The sequence below is a fragment of the Ruegeria sp. AB5 genome (genome assembly GCF_056542645.1).
In genome coordinates this window covers 327009-342852 of record NZ_JBQGAE010000002.1, presented here as the reverse complement: position 1 = coordinate 342852, position 15844 = coordinate 327009, and the positions used below count along the sequence as shown (strand labels likewise).

At 60.3% G+C, this 15844-nt stretch carries 18 protein-coding genes; 5 read left to right on the top strand and 13 right to left on the bottom strand.

The window, feature by feature from the left end; genetic code table 11:
• Nucleotides 1-996, top strand: coding sequence for a hypothetical protein (locus ACR0L4_RS06990; RefSeq protein ID WP_480511643.1), 996 nt, complete (start codon nucleotides 1-3; stop codon nucleotides 994-996).
• Here the strand turns inward: ACR0L4_RS06990 and ACR0L4_RS06985 are convergent.
• Genes ACR0L4_RS06985 through ACR0L4_RS06965 form a run of 5 tightly spaced genes read right to left on the bottom strand, consistent with a single transcriptional unit; the run spans nucleotide 993 to nucleotide 5649 of the window.
• A complete protein-coding gene (locus tag ACR0L4_RS06985; RefSeq protein ID WP_480511641.1) occupies nucleotides 993-1586 on the bottom strand; it encodes a GNAT family N-acetyltransferase in 594 nt (197 codons plus the stop codon). The genes ACR0L4_RS06990 and ACR0L4_RS06985 overlap by 4 nt on opposite strands.
• Entirely contained in the window at nucleotides 1583-3628 is a 2046-nt protein-coding gene (locus ACR0L4_RS06980) for a molybdenum cofactor synthesis domain-containing protein (RefSeq protein ID WP_480511809.1), read from the bottom strand. Before ACR0L4_RS06980 ends, ACR0L4_RS06985 begins: the two co-directional genes overlap by 4 nt.
• A 20-nt stretch (nucleotides 3629-3648) precedes the next feature.
• On the bottom strand, nucleotides 3649-4140 hold the full coding sequence (gene mobB / locus ACR0L4_RS06975; RefSeq protein ID WP_480511639.1) for a molybdopterin-guanine dinucleotide biosynthesis protein B: 492 nt from the start codon (nucleotides 4138-4140) through the stop codon (nucleotides 3649-3651).
• Entirely contained in the window at nucleotides 4137-4784 is a 648-nt protein-coding gene (gene mobA / locus ACR0L4_RS06970; RefSeq protein WP_480511637.1) for a molybdenum cofactor guanylyltransferase MobA, read from the bottom strand. The genes mobB and mobA overlap by 4 nt, the downstream gene beginning before the upstream one ends.
• Entirely contained in the window at nucleotides 4777-5649 is an 873-nt protein-coding gene (locus tag ACR0L4_RS06965) for a formate dehydrogenase accessory sulfurtransferase FdhD (RefSeq protein WP_170750263.1), read from the bottom strand. Before ACR0L4_RS06965 ends, mobA begins: the two co-directional genes overlap by 8 nt.
• A 67-nt stretch (nucleotides 5650-5716) precedes the next feature.
• Between ACR0L4_RS06965 and ACR0L4_RS06960 the strand changes: the two genes are divergently transcribed.
• Together ACR0L4_RS06960 and ACR0L4_RS06955 are read left to right on the top strand one after the other, a co-directional pair.
• Nucleotides 5717-6433, top strand: coding sequence for an AzlC family ABC transporter permease (locus ACR0L4_RS06960; protein WP_480511635.1), 717 nt, complete (start codon nucleotides 5717-5719; stop codon nucleotides 6431-6433).
• Entirely contained in the window at nucleotides 6430-6762 is a 333-nt protein-coding gene (locus ACR0L4_RS06955; protein WP_480511633.1) for an AzlD domain-containing protein, read from the top strand. Before ACR0L4_RS06960 ends, ACR0L4_RS06955 begins: the two co-directional genes overlap by 4 nt.
• Here ACR0L4_RS06955 and ACR0L4_RS06950 read toward each other — a convergent pair.
• The 7 genes from ACR0L4_RS06950 to ACR0L4_RS06920 all read right to left on the bottom strand — a co-directional run bounded on the left by ACR0L4_RS06950 (nucleotide 6751) and on the right by ACR0L4_RS06920 (nucleotide 13250).
• Nucleotides 6751-7383: a hypothetical protein gene (locus ACR0L4_RS06950; RefSeq protein WP_170749947.1), complete on the bottom strand. Its 633-nt coding sequence runs from the start codon at nucleotides 7381-7383 to the stop codon at nucleotides 6751-6753. The genes ACR0L4_RS06955 and ACR0L4_RS06950 overlap by 12 nt on opposite strands.
• Nucleotides 7384-7400: 17 nt before the next feature.
• Nucleotides 7401-7535, bottom strand: coding sequence for an aa3-type cytochrome c oxidase subunit IV (locus ACR0L4_RS06945; RefSeq protein WP_170749948.1), 135 nt, complete (start codon nucleotides 7533-7535; stop codon nucleotides 7401-7403).
• 67 nt (nucleotides 7536-7602) lie between these two features.
• The gene (locus ACR0L4_RS06940; protein WP_480511631.1) at nucleotides 7603-8163 is read right to left on the bottom strand and encodes a hypothetical protein; all 561 of its coding nucleotides are present in this window, start codon (nucleotides 8161-8163) and stop codon (nucleotides 7603-7605) included.
• Nucleotides 8150-9988: a glycerophosphodiester phosphodiesterase family protein gene (locus ACR0L4_RS06935; protein ID WP_480511629.1), complete on the bottom strand. Its 1839-nt coding sequence runs from the start codon at nucleotides 9986-9988 to the stop codon at nucleotides 8150-8152. Before ACR0L4_RS06935 ends, ACR0L4_RS06940 begins: the two co-directional genes overlap by 14 nt.
• 56 nt (nucleotides 9989-10044) lie before the next feature.
• A complete protein-coding gene (locus ACR0L4_RS06930; protein WP_170749951.1) occupies nucleotides 10045-10497 on the bottom strand; it encodes a DUF6173 family protein in 453 nt (150 codons plus the stop codon).
• Between the two features lie 3 nt (nucleotides 10498-10500).
• Entirely contained in the window at nucleotides 10501-11547 is a 1047-nt protein-coding gene (locus ACR0L4_RS06925) for an MBL fold metallo-hydrolase (RefSeq protein ID WP_480511627.1), read from the bottom strand.
• Nucleotides 11547-13250 carry an acyl-CoA dehydrogenase gene (locus ACR0L4_RS06920; protein ID WP_480511625.1) on the bottom strand — a complete coding sequence of 568 codons (1704 nt, stop codon included), beginning with the start codon at nucleotides 13248-13250 and terminating at the stop codon, nucleotides 11547-11549. Before ACR0L4_RS06920 ends, ACR0L4_RS06925 begins: the two co-directional genes overlap by 1 nt.
• Nucleotides 13251-13379: 129 nt before the next feature.
• On the opposite strand from ACR0L4_RS06920, the gene ACR0L4_RS06915 reads away from it, so the two are divergent.
• Nucleotides 13380-14327 carry an L-threonylcarbamoyladenylate synthase gene (locus ACR0L4_RS06915; protein WP_480511623.1) on the top strand — a complete coding sequence of 316 codons (948 nt, stop codon included), beginning with the start codon at nucleotides 13380-13382 and terminating at the stop codon, nucleotides 14325-14327.
• Here ACR0L4_RS06915 and ACR0L4_RS06910 read toward each other — a convergent pair whose 3' ends face one another.
• Nucleotides 14328-14882 (bottom strand): YqgE/AlgH family protein, encoded by a 555-nt coding sequence (locus tag ACR0L4_RS06910; protein WP_480511621.1) that lies wholly within the window; start codon nucleotides 14880-14882, stop codon nucleotides 14328-14330.
• A gap of 148 nt (nucleotides 14883-15030) precedes the next feature.
• Between ACR0L4_RS06910 and ACR0L4_RS06905 the strand changes: the two genes are divergently transcribed.
• Complete coding sequence (locus ACR0L4_RS06905) at nucleotides 15031-15840, top strand: protein-disulfide reductase DsbD domain-containing protein (protein WP_480511618.1); 810 nt, start codon at nucleotides 15031-15033, stop codon at nucleotides 15838-15840.
• Nucleotides 15841-15844 lie beyond the last annotated feature (4 nt).

Genomic DNA, 15844 nt, shown 5'->3' with positions numbered 1-15844 from the left:
ATGTCGGGGACCCAACCTGACCAGGAAAGCGAACGACCAACCTCGCTGGGCATTTATGACCGCCCAGAACGGTCGACTGTAACTTCGATCGAAATCGCAGCCGGGGTGCTTAGCGTCATCTGGCTGGTGGTTTCGGTTGTGTTTCTTGTATTGCCCGACCAGACGCAGGGCGGCGGTTTCATCGTGACCTTCCTGGCGGTATTTATGCCCGTGGCGATGATCTGGGTCGCAGCGACAGCGATGCGCGCCAGCCGCGTTATGCGCGAAGAGAGCGCAAGGTTGCAGACGGCGGTTGACGCGATCCGCCAGGCCTATGTTCTGCAACAACAGCGCGCGGCCAGCTCGTATGAGCCGACAGTCACCAAGAAACTGGATGAAATTGCGGCAGCGACCAAGAACGCTGAAAACGCTCTGGCCACGTTCTCGAGCAAAAGGCGGGACCTTGTGTCAGAAAGTCAACCTGCGCCTGCGCAGGGCGATCAGACCTCGCTGGCGCTTGGCACCACAGCCGAAGAGATCGCGCCGCCGCTGACGACCGATATCTTCATCCGTGCGCTGAACTTTCCTGAAACCGAAAAAGACACCGAAGGGTTCAACGCCCTGCGGATGGCGCTGAAAGACCGGAAGACCGCCCAATTGGTGCAGGCCTCGCAGGACGTTCTGACCCTGCTCAGCCAGGAAGGTATCTATATGGACGACCTGCGCCCCGATATGGCGCGGCCCGAGATTTGGCGGCAGTTCGCCCAAGGCGCCCGTGGGCGATCGGTTGCGGCTCTGGGTGGTATTCGGGATCGATCCTCGCTGGCGCTGACAGCAGCGCGAATGAAACAGGACCCGATTTTCAGGGACGCGGCCCATCACTTTCTGCGGCGGTTCGACAATATGATTGTCGAGTTCGAACCCAATGCCAGCGATGCGGAACTGACGTCGCTTGGCGACACCAGAACAGCGCGGGCCTTCATGCTGCTGGGACGCGTCGCCGGGACATTCGACTAAACTGGCGTGACCGCCCAGCTCATCTTGGTGGCCCCGCTGAACCCGAACAGATAGCTCAAAAGGCCGTTTCTTTCGTGGCTTACCACCCGAAATCCTTCGCGTGCGTACAAGGCTATTGCGCGGCGGTTGGTATCAATGACATCCAACTGGACCTCGGTCATGCCGCGACGTTGCGCTTCGGATTTGATTGCGGACAAAAGCGTGGTTCCGATGCCTTGCCCTCGTGCTTCGACGGCGACAAATATCCCGTCCATTTGAAAGACACCGGGTTTCAGATCCCGATCCAGAAGGTTCAGCACCATTCCACGCCAAAGCGCGCCGAACCAGCCATAGACCTGCGCGATGTCCGACAGGGTGCCACCGGCCAGACCGCCATCAGAGGTTTTAAATCCGGCAAGACCCAACATCCGACCTGACGCATCCCGCGCGACCAAGGCGAAATCGGGGTTCAGAGCGCTTTCAAAAAAGGCCCGCCCCTTGTGGTCAGGGCCCATAACCTTGTGCAGCTTGTCCGCAAAGGCCTGCCAGAACAGGGCGGCGGCTTGATGCCGCTCTGCATCGCTGAACCCGTGTGAGATCGTTACGCTCACAAGCCGAAACTGCCATAGGGGATAAAACGCACCGGATCACCCGGTCGGATATGCCGTGCCGCGTCTTCGATCTCGACCAATCCTTCGGCCCAACTCAGACCACTGATGCGGCCAGACCCCTCCGAATGGAAAACCTCGGCCGTCCCGTCACGCAGACGCGCGCGCAGATATTCGCGGCGACCAGGTTTCTTGCGTTTTTCAAACGCGGCGGGCACGTCGAATCCCTGCGGATCAACCCACCCCTCGCCCGACATCAGGCACAAGGCGGGACGAGCGAAGATCAATGTGCAGACCATGGCGGCCACAGGGTTGCCCGGCAGTCCAAAGACCGGCGTGCCCGACCACATACCCAAAGCCAAAGGACGACCGGGTTTCAGCGCGATCCGCCATTCTTGCATCGCGCCCTCTGCGCTCAGCAGGGCCGAGACATGATCCTCATCCCCAGCCGAAGCGCCACCGCTGGTCAGGATCACATCCGCCTGTGTCGCGGCCTCATCCAGTCGCGTGCGCAATATCTCTCGGTTATCCGCAACACGGCCCATATCGACCGGCACAAAGCCCATTCGTTCAACAAGCGACAACAACATCGGGCGGTTCGCGTCGAAGATTTGCCCCAGCCCTGCCGTATCCCCCGGCTCGACAAGCTCGTCCCCCGTCGACAACACCGCAACGAGAAGGGCTTTGTGGGTCGGCACTTGTGAAACACCAACGGCAGACAACAGGGCCATATCCGCGGGCGCCAGCCTGCGCCCGGCGGGCAAGGCTATGTCGCCCTCGACCACGTCCTCTCCGGCGCGGCGGGTGTTGGCACCTTTCTTCAAAGGCCCGTTGAACGCGATATGCCCGTCCTGAACGGTCACGTCCTCTTCCAGAATAACCGTATCTACCCCTCCGGGTAGCGCGGCTCCGGTCAGGATACGAAGGGCGTGGCCCGTGGGCACAGACCCATCAAAAGGGACACCCGCAGCCGCACGACCTGTGGTCAGAGGCATGACCTGCGGCCCGTCCTCGGCAGGTCCGGCAAACCCAAAACCATCCACCGCCGTATTGGGCTGTGGCGGATTCGAACGTTTTGCGACCACATCGCGGGCCAGAACCCGGCCCATGGCGGTGGCAAGCGGCACGATCTCGACCCCGGTCAGCGGCCTTAGTCGATCACGCAGCAAGTTCAGCGCGTCATCCACCGGTGTCCAGTTCACCCCTGCAGGCAACGCAAAACAATCGTTTCGCAACGGCGGAGGCGCAATGTTCGGTTTGTCCTGCGGTACACCCAAGATCCACCCCTCCTCTGGGGCTGAGACATTCAATTGCTCGGCCAATTCCTGATCTGTCAACCGCGCCAGAGTCAAGGCAACCTGTTCCACCTGCCAGGCATCCTTGATCCGATCCACCGGAGCGGAGCCAAGGTTCAACGAGGGCCAAATCTCGACAAAAGCCACGGGCTTGTCCAGCGGTTGAAACGGCCAAACCGCGACCTTGTCACCATATGCATGCCGCAACCGGTTCAACACCGGCAGGCCCATCATCACCTGCCCTCCGACCGCACCGGCACCGGCCATCTGCCAACAGGTAAAGCTGCCTTTGGCCCGTCGCTCAACTGCGCGGCGATCAGCGAACGGGTTGAAATAGCCTTGTTTCGTGCGGGGCAATCCCTTGATCTCGCGCCGGAGGGCATTCATCCAGAATGGCCCTTGGCCACCAAACATCCTGTTGATCTGCCCTGCCACGTCGAACCGGTTGTTCGCGCCCGGAGAATCCTCGATCCGCGCCTCGAACCAATCCCACAAAGTCAGTGGGTCGTTGGCGCCCGTGATCGCCTCGGCAAAGCCGCTAGGGTAGCCGAAAGGGAAATCAAAGCCCAACAGCATACGTCGGCCTGCGGCCAGTTCAGTCCCGATCAATGCCTTTAGCCAAGCTTCTGCGATTTCGCGATTGCGCAGATAGTCCAGCGCCTGCACCTTTCCATTGCGCACGACACAAGCCCAGATCGCATCTTTGCGCGGTCGGGGTCCGGTGTCGTTGCCGCCTGACCAATCCACCATCGCAAAGCTGTCGAACAGGCTCACAAACCGACCTCGGACAGGATGAAATCGGCAATCGCTTTTGTGTCGTTCAGGTCAAAAACCGGTCTGTCCAAGTCCAGCGGGGTATCGCTTGCCACCGCCCGGATCGTGTCATCCCGGGTCGCAATCAGATCATTGCCCGGTTCGGCGCGAAACGCTTCGACCTTGGGGTGACGTTCGCGCTTATACCCCTCGATCAGCACCAGATCGACCGGCGAAAGACGGGTCAATAATACTTCAAGAGAAGGCTCCGGCGCGTCACGCAGTTCCTGCATCAATGCGACGCGCTGCCCCGAAGCAAGCAGCACCTCGCTGGCGCCTGCGGTTCTGTGGCGGTAGCTGTCCCGGCCCGGTTGGTCGACATCAAAAGAATGATGGGCGTGTTTGACCGTAGACAAGGTGAACCCGCGCCCGGTGATCTCGGCCACAAGCCGTTCCATCAATCCGGTTTTGCCCGCATTTTTCCATCCGGTGACGCCGTAAATCCTCATGTCTGCTCCAACAATCGTTCCGCACGCGCCAGATCATCCGGGGTGTTCACGTTGAAAAACGGATCAAACGGGTCGGTAGGGAAGAGCGCCTCGCGCCCGTCATGCTGATCTGTCCACAGAACGACCTTGCGCAACCCGTCATTCAAGGCCGCACGCAGATCATCGCGCAACGCGACCGGCCACAGGCCAAAGGTCGGATGCCGGTTGACCCGCCTGCCGCCACCGGATTTCAATGCCTCCTCGCCCGAACGCGGCGTTGTCGCCAGCACCAGAGGATGCGATTGGCCCTGAGAAGCCTTGGTGAGCCGATCCACCAGATCGCGCGGGAAAAACGGCGTGTCGGCGGCAGCTGTGACGACACTGTCCGCGCCCTGTTCTGCCGCCCAGTCGAGCCCGGCCAGCACTCCGGCCAGGGGTCCTGCGTACCCCTCAATCGTATCTGGCAAGATGGGCAGGTTCAAATCCGAGAACCGCGTGGGATCGCCATTGGCGTTCAAGGCCAGTTGGTTCACTTGCGGCGACAGCCGGTCGATGACATGAGACAGCAGGCTCTGCCCGCCAATCTGCAACAGACCCTTGTCGCCACCACCCATACGGGTGGCAAGCCCGCCTGCGAGGATGATTCCTATCGGTTTATCAATCATTGGAACTCTTCCGCCGGTGCTTCTTGTCCTCGACTGAGACGCTCGCCGGGTCCACGTCGCGCACCAGCCGGTCCTCACCCGACAGGCAGACATATCGCTGCCCGCGCATCCGGCCGATCAGGGTCAGTCCGACCTCGCGCGCGATCTCGACGCCCCAGGCAGTGAACCCCGAGCGTGACGCCAGAACCGGGATGCCCATCATGGCCGTTTTGATCACCATCTCGGAGGTCAGGCGCCCTGTCGTATAGAGAATCTTGTCGGCAGCTGTCTCTGACTCGGACAGCATCCAGCCTGCGATTTTGTCGACCGCGTTGTGGCGGCCCACATCCTCCATGTAAACCAGAGGGTGATTTTCGCGGCACAGGATCGTGCCATGGATCGCCCCGGCTTCAAGGTACAGGGACGGGGTGCGATTGATTTTGGCCGCCAGATCATACAGCCAGGAGGTGCGAACCTGAACCTGTGGCAGGCGCACATCCTCTAACCCCTCCATCATGTCACCGAAGACCGTGCCCACGGCGCACCCGCTGGTGCGGGTCTTCTTTTTCAGCTTGTCCTCATAAGATGTCTCGCGCGCGGTGCGAACAACAACGGTTTCCAGATCCTCGTCATAGTCGACCCGCGTAATCTGATCATCGGCCAGCAACATGCCCTGATTGCGCAGAAATCCCAGCGCCAGATATTCGGGGTAGTCCCCGATGGTCATCGCGGTCACAATTTCCTGCGCGTTCAGGAAAATCGTCAACGGACGTTCCTCAACAACCGAGATTTGGCTGACTTCACCATTCTGGTCCACACCTTCCACGGCGCGGGTCAGACGGGCCGCGCCGGGATCAGGTGCGATGATGAAACCTGAAACATCCATTTCCGTAGCCAATTGCAACCCCTCCCCAACACCGCTACTTCTGCTGCGATCACCATAGGATTTCGCCATGGCAGACGCCACATCCAAGTCATACTTCTGGAAGGGATTTCGCGACGGGACACCGTTCATCTTTGTGGCGATCCCGTTTGGAACCCTTTTCGGCGTTTTCGCAACCGAAGCCGGGTTGAATGTCGTGCAGGTCGTCGCCTTCTCGGCCACCGTTTTCGCGGGCGCGGCTCAGTTCACAGCGCTGCAACTGTTGCAAGAGAATACGCCAACGGCAATCGTGCTGGCCTCGGCGCTGGCGGTGAACCTGAGGGTGGCAATGTATTCCGCCTCGCTGACGCCCTATCTCGGTGCGGCTCCATTGTGGCAAAGGGCCTTTGCCGCCTATATGACAGTTGATCAGTCCTATGCCTGCTCGATCGTTCAGTTCGAGAAGGAACCCGATATGACCGTGGCGCGGCGCATGGCGTATTTCTTTGGCTCGGTCACGCCAATCACCCCGTGCTGGATCGTAGCCACCTATCTGGGCGCAGTCCTGGGCACCCGAATTCCCGATAGCTGGGCGCTGGATTTTGCCTTGCCGATCACCTTCCTCGCCATGCTGGGGCCGATGATGCGCACTGTACCCCATGTGATTGCCGCCCTTGTGGCGCTGGTCGTGTCATTGCTTGCCGTGGCGGTCCCGTTCAATCTGGGTCTGTTGATCGCCGGCACGGCAGGTATGATCGCAGGCGCGCAGGCCGAGGTTCTGTTCGAACGTGTAAAGGCCCGCGCATGACCCAGTTTGACCCGATCACCCTCTGGACCATCATAATCGGGCTGGCCATTGGCAGCTTTGCGCTGCGATTCACCTTTATCGGGCTTGTGGGCGACCGCCCGATGCCGCCCTGGCTGTTGCGGCACCTGCGGTACACAGCCGTCGCGATCCTGCCGGCCCTGATTGCGCCACTGGTCGTCTGGCCCGCGGCAACCGAAGGCCAACCGGATGCCGCCCGAATGGCAGCCGCAGCGGTGACGCTGGCCGTCGGGCTGTTCACAAAGAATGTACTGGCCGCGATCTTCTCGGGCGCGGCGACGTTGTTCGGATTGCTGTATCTACTGGGTTGAAGCCGCGTCCAACTGGTTCAGCGCCGCGTTGTTCGCCGCCAGACCTTTCTGCAAATCGGCATCGTCGTTTTCGCGATACTCTTCGGTGACAACACCGGGAAGCTCGGCAAATTGCTCGGACAGTTTTTTTGGGAAAAAGGTGACTTCGATCTGCTCAAAGCCTGGCACCTGTTGCAACAGGCGCGCGGTTGAATTGGCGCAATAGGATCCCGCCACGGGCCCGGCCTGTTTCGCCAATTGCAAGGCTATTTCGGCCTGCTGTGGCGTCACTTCGATTGTCTGGATGCGGGCGAAATGCGTCTCGCGCGCATGCGAGCTGCGATAGGCGCGTTCGACCGCCGGGGTAATACCGTACAGCACGTCGTTTCTGGAAGGCACGATATCGGCCTGAAACGAACCTGCCGGGTCAAAGATCACCCTCTCGCTGCCACCTATCATCAGCGAGGTATGCGCCCCCGAACCGGTGCGCGTGTTGATCATCGTGTAAAGTGTCAGGGTAGACGGCCCCGGGTCACGGTAGGACCGCGCCACAATCTCGGACTGGTCGGCTTGCGGCCGTTTCGAGACCGCACAGCCTGCTACGGTTGCCGCCAGCAGGCAGGCGATCAAAATCCTGAACACGGTCGACCCCGAAAGACTTACGAAGCGTAGAGCGCCAGAAACAACAGAATCGCACCGATGGCGACGCAGCACCACACAGTGGTGCGGATAAAGCCATCGAAGGTTTTGGTTTGAACGGTAGTGTCCATTTCGCCGTGCTTGTGTTCAGCCATGAGTCTCAGATTCCCAATTCGCGTGTTTAACCGTTGGATAATGGAAAACATGTGGCCTGTCACCACGTCATTCGCGCGCAGGGGCGCGGTCTCCAAACACGAAACAGCCCGGATAACCAAACCCCCAGCGCCACGGCAGGCCGCTGCACGGGCCGCCTCCGAATCGGACGGCGCCAAACATGGCGTCTGCAGTCAAGGAATGGACCGAACGAACCTGTTCGGGCGTCATGCCGTACTGTGCGGCGTAATCTTCGGCATGTGTGTCACCGTGGCGTATGACACACGCGCGCAGCGCTTCGTCCGCAGACAGGCGCGCGTCATAGCTCTGTTCGGGCAGTGACGCGCCACCGGCGTTGTGGTAGGCCCGGTCATGGGTCACGCAACAGTCTTCCCAAGGCGGGTGTTCCTGATACAGCTCGCCGATCTGCGGGAATGTGTCGGCGACCCAACGCCAACTGGCAGACAGGCCGCCTGAACATCCATCTGTTTCAAATGGGACCGGATCCACCTCGCCGCGCTGCGCGATCAGGGCCCGATGCGAGGGCATCTCGACCGACCGCATCAGATCTTGTGCCGCAGCCGGAGACGCCAGACCGACAAGCACCAAAAGCAGATTACGGGCTGTCATCACGCATTGCCTGTGTATCGATCTGCATACCGAAGGTTGTTGCGAGCCACAGCAACAATCGCTCGGCTGGCCCCATTTCAGCGCGGACCCGCAGAACCTCCCGCGCCATGGCCGGGCGGTCTGTAATCAGCCCATCGACGCCCATCGATGCCATCGCCGACATTTGCAACGGGTCATTGACCGTCCAGACATAGATATCCTTGCCCGCCTCGTGAACCGAGCGGATCAAGCCCGGAGATACGGTTGCTGCATTTACGGCAACAAAATCGCCGTCCAGCCCAGACAGATCGCCCACAGCCGTAGCAGCCAGCACGCCCGCGCGCCAATCCGGGCGCAACGCTTTCATCTTTTGCACGGCCGGGTATTTCAGGGACATTGTGGCGATGTCGTCCTGCATTTCGAATTCTTCAACCAAAGCCGCGACCCTGTTTTCCAAATCCACATCGTGGCCGTAGTACTTTAGCTCAATTATGACCTTGGATCTGCCCTTGGAGGCCTGCAAGACCTCTCGCAACGTCGGTGTGCGTTGATCGGCATATTCAGGGCCGAACCAGCTGCCGATATCTATGTTCGCCACATCCTCCATCGTGGCATCCCAAACCTTGGTCGGGACCCCGGCCAGTTTCATGAAATCGCTATCATGCGCGACGATGACAACGCCATCCGCCGATTCCTGCACATCGATCTCGACCCAATCCGCGCCATCCTCAATCGCTTTTTCGACCGAGGCCAAAGTGTTTTCGGGCCGCAAGGCAGCCGCTCCGCGATGGCCAATGACATCTGCATGGTCTGGGGCCTGGACACGTTCCAACAGGCTTTGCCCGAACCACCCCCCAATCAAAACAGCTGCTGCAGCCAAACCCATTGTCGTGAGCAACGGGGCCTGCAATCGGCGCGGCACGGGGTGCGGTGGCTCATCCGTCTGAGGCTCAAAGAACCGGTCAAGCAGAACCGCCAATGCACCCAGCGCGCTGGCTGCCAATACCAGTCCGGCCAGAGACCAAAGTCCTGCAATCACCAAGCTGTAGATCAAGGCCAGCCGCAGATTATCGCTTTCCTGTAGTGGCACCAGCGCAAACAAAAGCCCTGCCACCCAGGCAATCACTGCTGCAATCACAAGGCGCAGACCCAGCCACAAAACCAACGTCAACTTCAATTGCCCGCGTTTGCCATGCATGCGCGCGGCGCTGATGTTGAACACATGCGCAGGGTGGACGTGTTCGAACAGCACCAGATGCAGCGAAAGCGCCCAAGCCGACAATTTGCGGATCAGCACCCAGGCCATGACCAAAACCACTGCGCCGATCAACAGCACCGCGATCCAGAACGCGGGCGGATGGAAGGTCAGGTAGTAGTTGATGTCATACTCGGTCAGCGTCCACCACGCGATCAGCCCGGCGACCGCCAGAAAAGGCAACGCCAGAAGCAGCACCCGCAATATGAAACGCGCGGCAAAGCCAAACAATGAGGGCAAATGCGACAGGACAAGCCCAATTGCAGAACTGCCCGCGCGCCACGGGTCAGTTTCCCCCATTCGCAGTGAACCAGCCATGACAGCAAAGACAAAAACTTCGGCCATCAGAAACACGCTCAGCACAACGATAGCCGCGATAAAACCGGCAGGCGACAGAACGAAAGTCGCGATGTCCTGATCCGTCAGCGCCGTTTGATTGGACAGCGAGACAGCCAGATTGACAGCCAGCGCGACTGCGGGCGCGATCAGTGCAATCAACAGCAGCCTGACGGCGATATAGATCGGTACAAACACCCTGCGCCGAGCCCATGCACTGGAATAGGCATTTGTAACGGCTGAGAAAACTGACATGCGGACGCCCCCGGAATGATGCATTCATTCAAGGCCGTGCACGCAGGAATTGCAAGTCAGCTGTCTTCGAGATCCGCGGCCAGACGAAACCCGATGCGATTGGCGGGTTTGTCTTCGACCGATTTCGGCAAGGCGCGCAGCATCACGTTCAACTGGCTGACATGCTGAACCAGTTGCGTACGTGCGCCCGACCCGTCCGAGCCGAAGAAAGTGATGATGTCGGGATCGAAATAGCCCATTCCCTGAATGCGCATCACCCCTGCGTCACCGCCGGTAAAGCCCATCGCAACCTCATGATCGCCATCCAGCGTTTTCTCAAAATTCTGGATATAGAGGATCAGGCGTTCATAAGCCCATTGGGCGGGGCTCTTGTTCTCAACCGGCTTTTGCAGTTGTCCGGGCAAAGGCTGGGTGCCCGATTCCGCCTCTGAGTCGGCATGAACCTCATAGCACCGCGGCATTGCGGCCGCTTCAGCGGCCTCTGCCGAGGTTTCGATCTTGTCCTGCATACATCACCCTTTGCGCTGGTACATCCACGCCCCGTCCGCGCGCCGCGTCCGGATCACTGCTCCACTGTGATAAAGATGGTTCAGGTGTGCAACCGCTTCAACCAGCGCAAGCCCGTATTCGCCTTCGCGGATCGTTCTTTTGAACAGCGGCGCGAAACACTCGGCTGCGGCTTTTGGTTCAGCCAGATAGTCCTGCAGCCGCTGTAGCGCGCCGTGGTGGTTTTCGATCAACTGCCGCATACGCACGGGAAGACCGGTAAAGGGGAGTTTGTGCCCCCCCAACACAAGATGATCGGAGCGTGTCAGGGTCTGCAACCGCTCGCAGGCTTCCAACCAGTCCGAGACCGGATCCGCCATGGGCTCGGTCGCGTAGACCCCCAGATTCGGACTGATCGAGCCAAGGATCTGATCGCCACTCAGCACCAGATGGTCGTCGCGGCTCCAGAACGTTGCATGTTCGGGCGCGTGTCCGTTGCCCATATGCACGTCCCAATTGCGCCCGCCCATACGGACCACGTCACCCTGCTTGACCCGTGTAAACCCAAGCGGCATCGGATAGACTGTGTCGGCAAAGTTGAATGGACGATCCGCCTTGCGCTTTTCCAGAAACTCGGCGTCCATACCTGCGCTCTGGTAGAAGTCCAGCGTCTCCTGCGGCCAGTTTTCCTGCACGTCCAGCGTCAGCATCCGCGCAAACAGCCACGCGGTGCGGCTTGTGACCAATTCCGCCCCATGCTCGGCTTGAAACCAGCCGGCATTGCCTACGTGGTCGGGATGGTGATGCGTGACAACAACACGGCGTATCGGCTTTCCGGCCAGTGGGCCAGAGATCAGCGTTGCCCAGAGCCGCCGCGTTTTGTTTGACGACAGCCCGGTGTCGACCACCGTCCACCCGTCCCCATCGTCAAGCGCGTAGATATTGACGTGGTCCAGCGCCATCGGCAGCGGAAGGCGCATCCACAGCACACCTTCGGCGATCTCTATGGCCTCGCCCGGAGCGGGCGGTTCGGACCATGGGTATCTGATGCCCGAGGCCTCAGAGCCGTCCATTACGCAACCAAATCTTCGGTGCTGAGTGCAAACAGGTCCTCTGCCCCGTTCTGCGCCTGCGCCAAAAGACCCGCGTGTTCGGGCAGCAGTGTGTTTATGTAATACCGAGCCAGCCGCGCCCGCGGGCCATCAGGATCGGCAAGCGCTGCGGCCAGATGGTAATGCCCGCCCAAAACCCGCGCGAAGGCGCGCAGATAGGCCGCCGCGCCGGCAAAGCGCGCATTCATGTCATCCTGCGACACCAACCATTCGGTTGCTTCGCGCTGGGACTCGGTGGCTTCCCATACCGGACTGGCGAGATCGGGCATCTTGGCCCTGGCCTGTTCAGCATGGTCTTCGATTTCGTCCAGCAAACGCGCGGCGGCCTCGCCACCGTCCATCATCTTGCGCGCGACCAGATCCATCGCCTGAATACCGTTGGTTCCTTCGTAGATCGCAGTCACGCGAACATCACGGTAATACTGCGCCGCACCCGTTTCCTCGACAAAGCCCATACCGCCATGCACTTGCACGCCGGTTTCAGCCACGCGCATGCCGGTCTGTGTTCCAAATGCCTTGCCAATCGGGGTCAACAACGCCGCCCGCGCTGCCCATTCCGCATCCTGCGTCGCCTGCGCCATATCGATCGCTGCCGCATTGGCCAGCATGATTGCCCGCGCTGCAAACACATCCGCGCGCATCTCGGTCAGCATGCGGCGTACATCTGCGTGGTCGATGATCGTACCCGACGGCGTTTTGCCTTGCTTTCGCTCCATCGCGTAGGCCAAGGCGTGCTGATAGGCCCCTTCGCCCGCGCCGATCCCCTGACCGCCGACGCCCAGTCGCGCGTTGTTCATCATGGTGAACATGGCCGCCATACCGCCATGCTCTTTTCCAACCAGCCAACCCTTGGCACCGTCATACTGCATTACACAGGTCGGAGATCCATGCAGGCCCAGTTTGTGCTCCAGTGACACAACGCTCAGATCATTGGCGGCGCCGGGATTGCCCTGTTCATCCGGCACGTATTTCGGCACCAGAAACAGCGAGATACCTTTGGTTCCTGACACCGCCCCCGGCAGACGTGCCAGAACCAGATGGCAGATATTCTCGCAGAAATCGTTGTCGCCCCACGAGATGTAAATCTTCTGACCGGTGACGGCGTAGGTTCCGTCCCCGGTGGGTTCTGCCCGCGTGGCCAGGGAACCGACATCCGATCCGGCCTGCGGTTCGGTCAGGTTCATCGTGCCCGCATAGGCCCCAGACATCAGTTTGGGCAGGTAGAGAGCCTTGAGGTCGTCACTGGCATGCGCCTCAAGCGCTTCGATCTGGCCCTGTGTCATCAAAGGGGCCACCTGCAGCGAAAGGCAGGCCGCAGCCATCATCTCGTTAACGGCCGAGGTGACCGTCATCGGCAACCCCATCCCGCCATAGTCCGGGTCACCGCTCATCCCGATCCAGCCGCCCTCGGCAATGGCCTTCCAGCCATCGACATAGCCAGGTGAGGTGCGTACCACGCCGTTTTCCAGCCGCGCGGGCTCCAGATCGCCGGGGCGTTGCAAAGGGGCCAGAACCTCTTCGCACATCTTGCCCGCCTCGGTCAGGATCGCTGTGACCACGTCCGGAGTGGCTTCGGCAAACCTTTCAGTTGCTGAAATCTGGTCAAATCCGACCACGTGGTTGAGCAGGAATTCATAGTCATTGAGTGGGGCGCGGTACGGCATGGCTTCCCTCGGGGTCTGTCTGCACGGGCGGACTTGGATTCTCTGATCCGCGCCACTATGCATCGGTGCGTATGGGGATTACCTACTATTCCCTATGTTGCAAGCAACCAAAACGCGGCGTCACCAGATATGATCCCCACCACTCTTGACCTGACGGCCAACCCAGACGGCATCGCCCGTGCCGCTGACCTGTTGCGTCAGGGCCTGCTTGTCGCCTTCCCGACCGAAACTGTCTATGGTCTGGGGGGAGATGCCCGAAACGGAGAAGCCGTGGCCGGGATCTACGAGGCCAAGGGCCGCCCCAGCTTTAATCCGCTTATTGCACATGTCGCCTCGGTCGAGGCGGCACAGCGGTTTGTGGAATGGTCCGATCAAGCCGAGCAGCTGGCACAGGCTTTCTGGCCCGGTCCGCTGACGCTGGTTCTGCCCCTGCGGCCCGGACATGGGGTGTCGTCTTTGGTCACGGCCGGATTGGACACCTTGGCCGTCCGCGTCCCGGCTCATCCCACGGCGCGCGCTTTGCTGGCAGCTGTTGACCGACCGGTTGCAGCACCGTCGGCCAATCCGTCCGGGCAGATCAGCCCCACGACTGCGGCCCATGTGCATGCAGGACTGGGCGGACGCATCGCTGCGGTTCTCGATGACGGACCCTGCGGTGTCGGGCTGGAATCCACCATCGTCGGTCTGGCCGGAGACCCCAGCCTGTTGCGCCCCGGCGGCGTTGCGCTGGAACAGATCGAGGCCGCCCTGAACACCCGTCTTCACTTACACAAATCAGGTGATCTGCTGACAGCGCCGGGACAGTTGCAATCGCACTACGCCCCGGATGCACCTGTTCGGCTGAATGCTGAAGCAGCACAAGGTGACGAGGTTCTATTGGGGTTTGGCCCGGTTGCTTGTGACCTGAACCTGTCTGAAACTGGCAACTTAACTGAAGCGGCAGCAAACCTGTTTGCGGCCTTGCACAACCTGAATCAAACCGGGCGCCCGATTGCGGTATCCTTGATCCCAGATCATGGGTTGGGGGTGGCGATCAACGACCGCCTGCGCCGGGCTGCTGCGCCACGTGACAGCTGATCAGGCGCGCCCGGCGCTGGCCGACAAGGTCAGCGGGTCAACACCCAGCGAGGCTAAGGCGCTTTCCCACTTATCGTCATCAGCCACGTCGAACACCAAATTCGAGGAGGCATCAGCCGTCAGCCAGCCATTCATGGCAATCTCATCCTCCAGCTGGCCTGGCCCCCAGCCGGAATAACCCAACGCCAGCATGGCATTCAGCGGTCCGCGCCCCGCAGCCATGTCTTCCAGAACGTCCAGTGTTGCCGTCATGCTGAAATCATCCGAAATCTGCATCGAATGCAGGTTTGCATCATAGTCGGCGCTGTGCAGAACGAAGCCGCGCGACATCTCGACCGGGCCTCCGAAATGGACCACACGTTCGCCTATGATCGGGATGCGGCAGGGAATGTTGAGCTGTCCCAGCAAGGTCTTGAACCGCAGATCCGACGGCTTGTTGACAATCAGACCCATCGCACCATCATCGCCGTAACTGCAGACGAAAACGACCGAATGATCGAAGCGTGGATCGCCCATCCCCGGCATCGCAATCAACAGTTTTCCGGTCAGGTCCATGCGGAATATCTCATTCTTGTTGCACCTCAACAATGGCCCTGCAGAGCCTGAATTGGCAAGGGACCAAACCCGATTTCAACAGATTTCATCGTGGTGACCCGAACGTGACTTGGAATTCGGGGTCTCACGGCGCATGTAATGGGGTATGATGACTCGTATGAAATCTTCCGTCGCCCTTCTGGTCGCCTGCCTTGGCCTGTCCGCGCCTGCTTCGGCGCAGAGCTTGGACGGTGTTGTCGCGCTGGACATTCTTGATGGGGGACGCACCCAGAATGGCACCTATCTGGGGGCGCTGCGATTGACCCTGAAGGACGGTTGGAAGACCTATTGGCGGGCACCCGGCGACGCTGGCATCCCTCCGCAATTCGACTGGAGCGGGTCCGGCAACGTGGGCGATGTTCGCATCACGTGGCCGGCACCCGAGATTTTCGACCAAAACGGGCTGCAATCGATCGGGTATCAGGATCAACTGGTGCTTCCGGTCGAAATCACACCGTCGAACCCGGCAAAACCCGTTCGATTGCGCGGTGAAATGGATCTTGGCGTCTGCAAGGATGTCTGCATCCCCCAGCGTCTGGATTTCGACCATCGGGTCGATACAGATGCAGACCGCAATCCCGCGATTGCTGCCGCGCTGGCGCAACGCCCCTATTCAGCCCGCGAAGCCCACGTCGCCAAAGCCAGTTGCCACCTGACACCAACCTCGGACGGTATACAGATCGAGGCGCGGGTGACCATGCCTTCGGCGGGTGGGAAAGAAATCACCGTGATCGAACCGGGGAACCCGATCCTCTGGGCGTCGCAACCCGAAACACATAGGCAAGGCGATACGCTGATCGCACGCTCGGAAGTGATCAATGCCTCGGGCGCACCGTTTGCGCTGGACCGATCCGAGATTCGGATCACGGTTCTGGGCGCCGATCATGCCGTCGACATTCAGGGCTGCACCGCAGGCTGAGCGC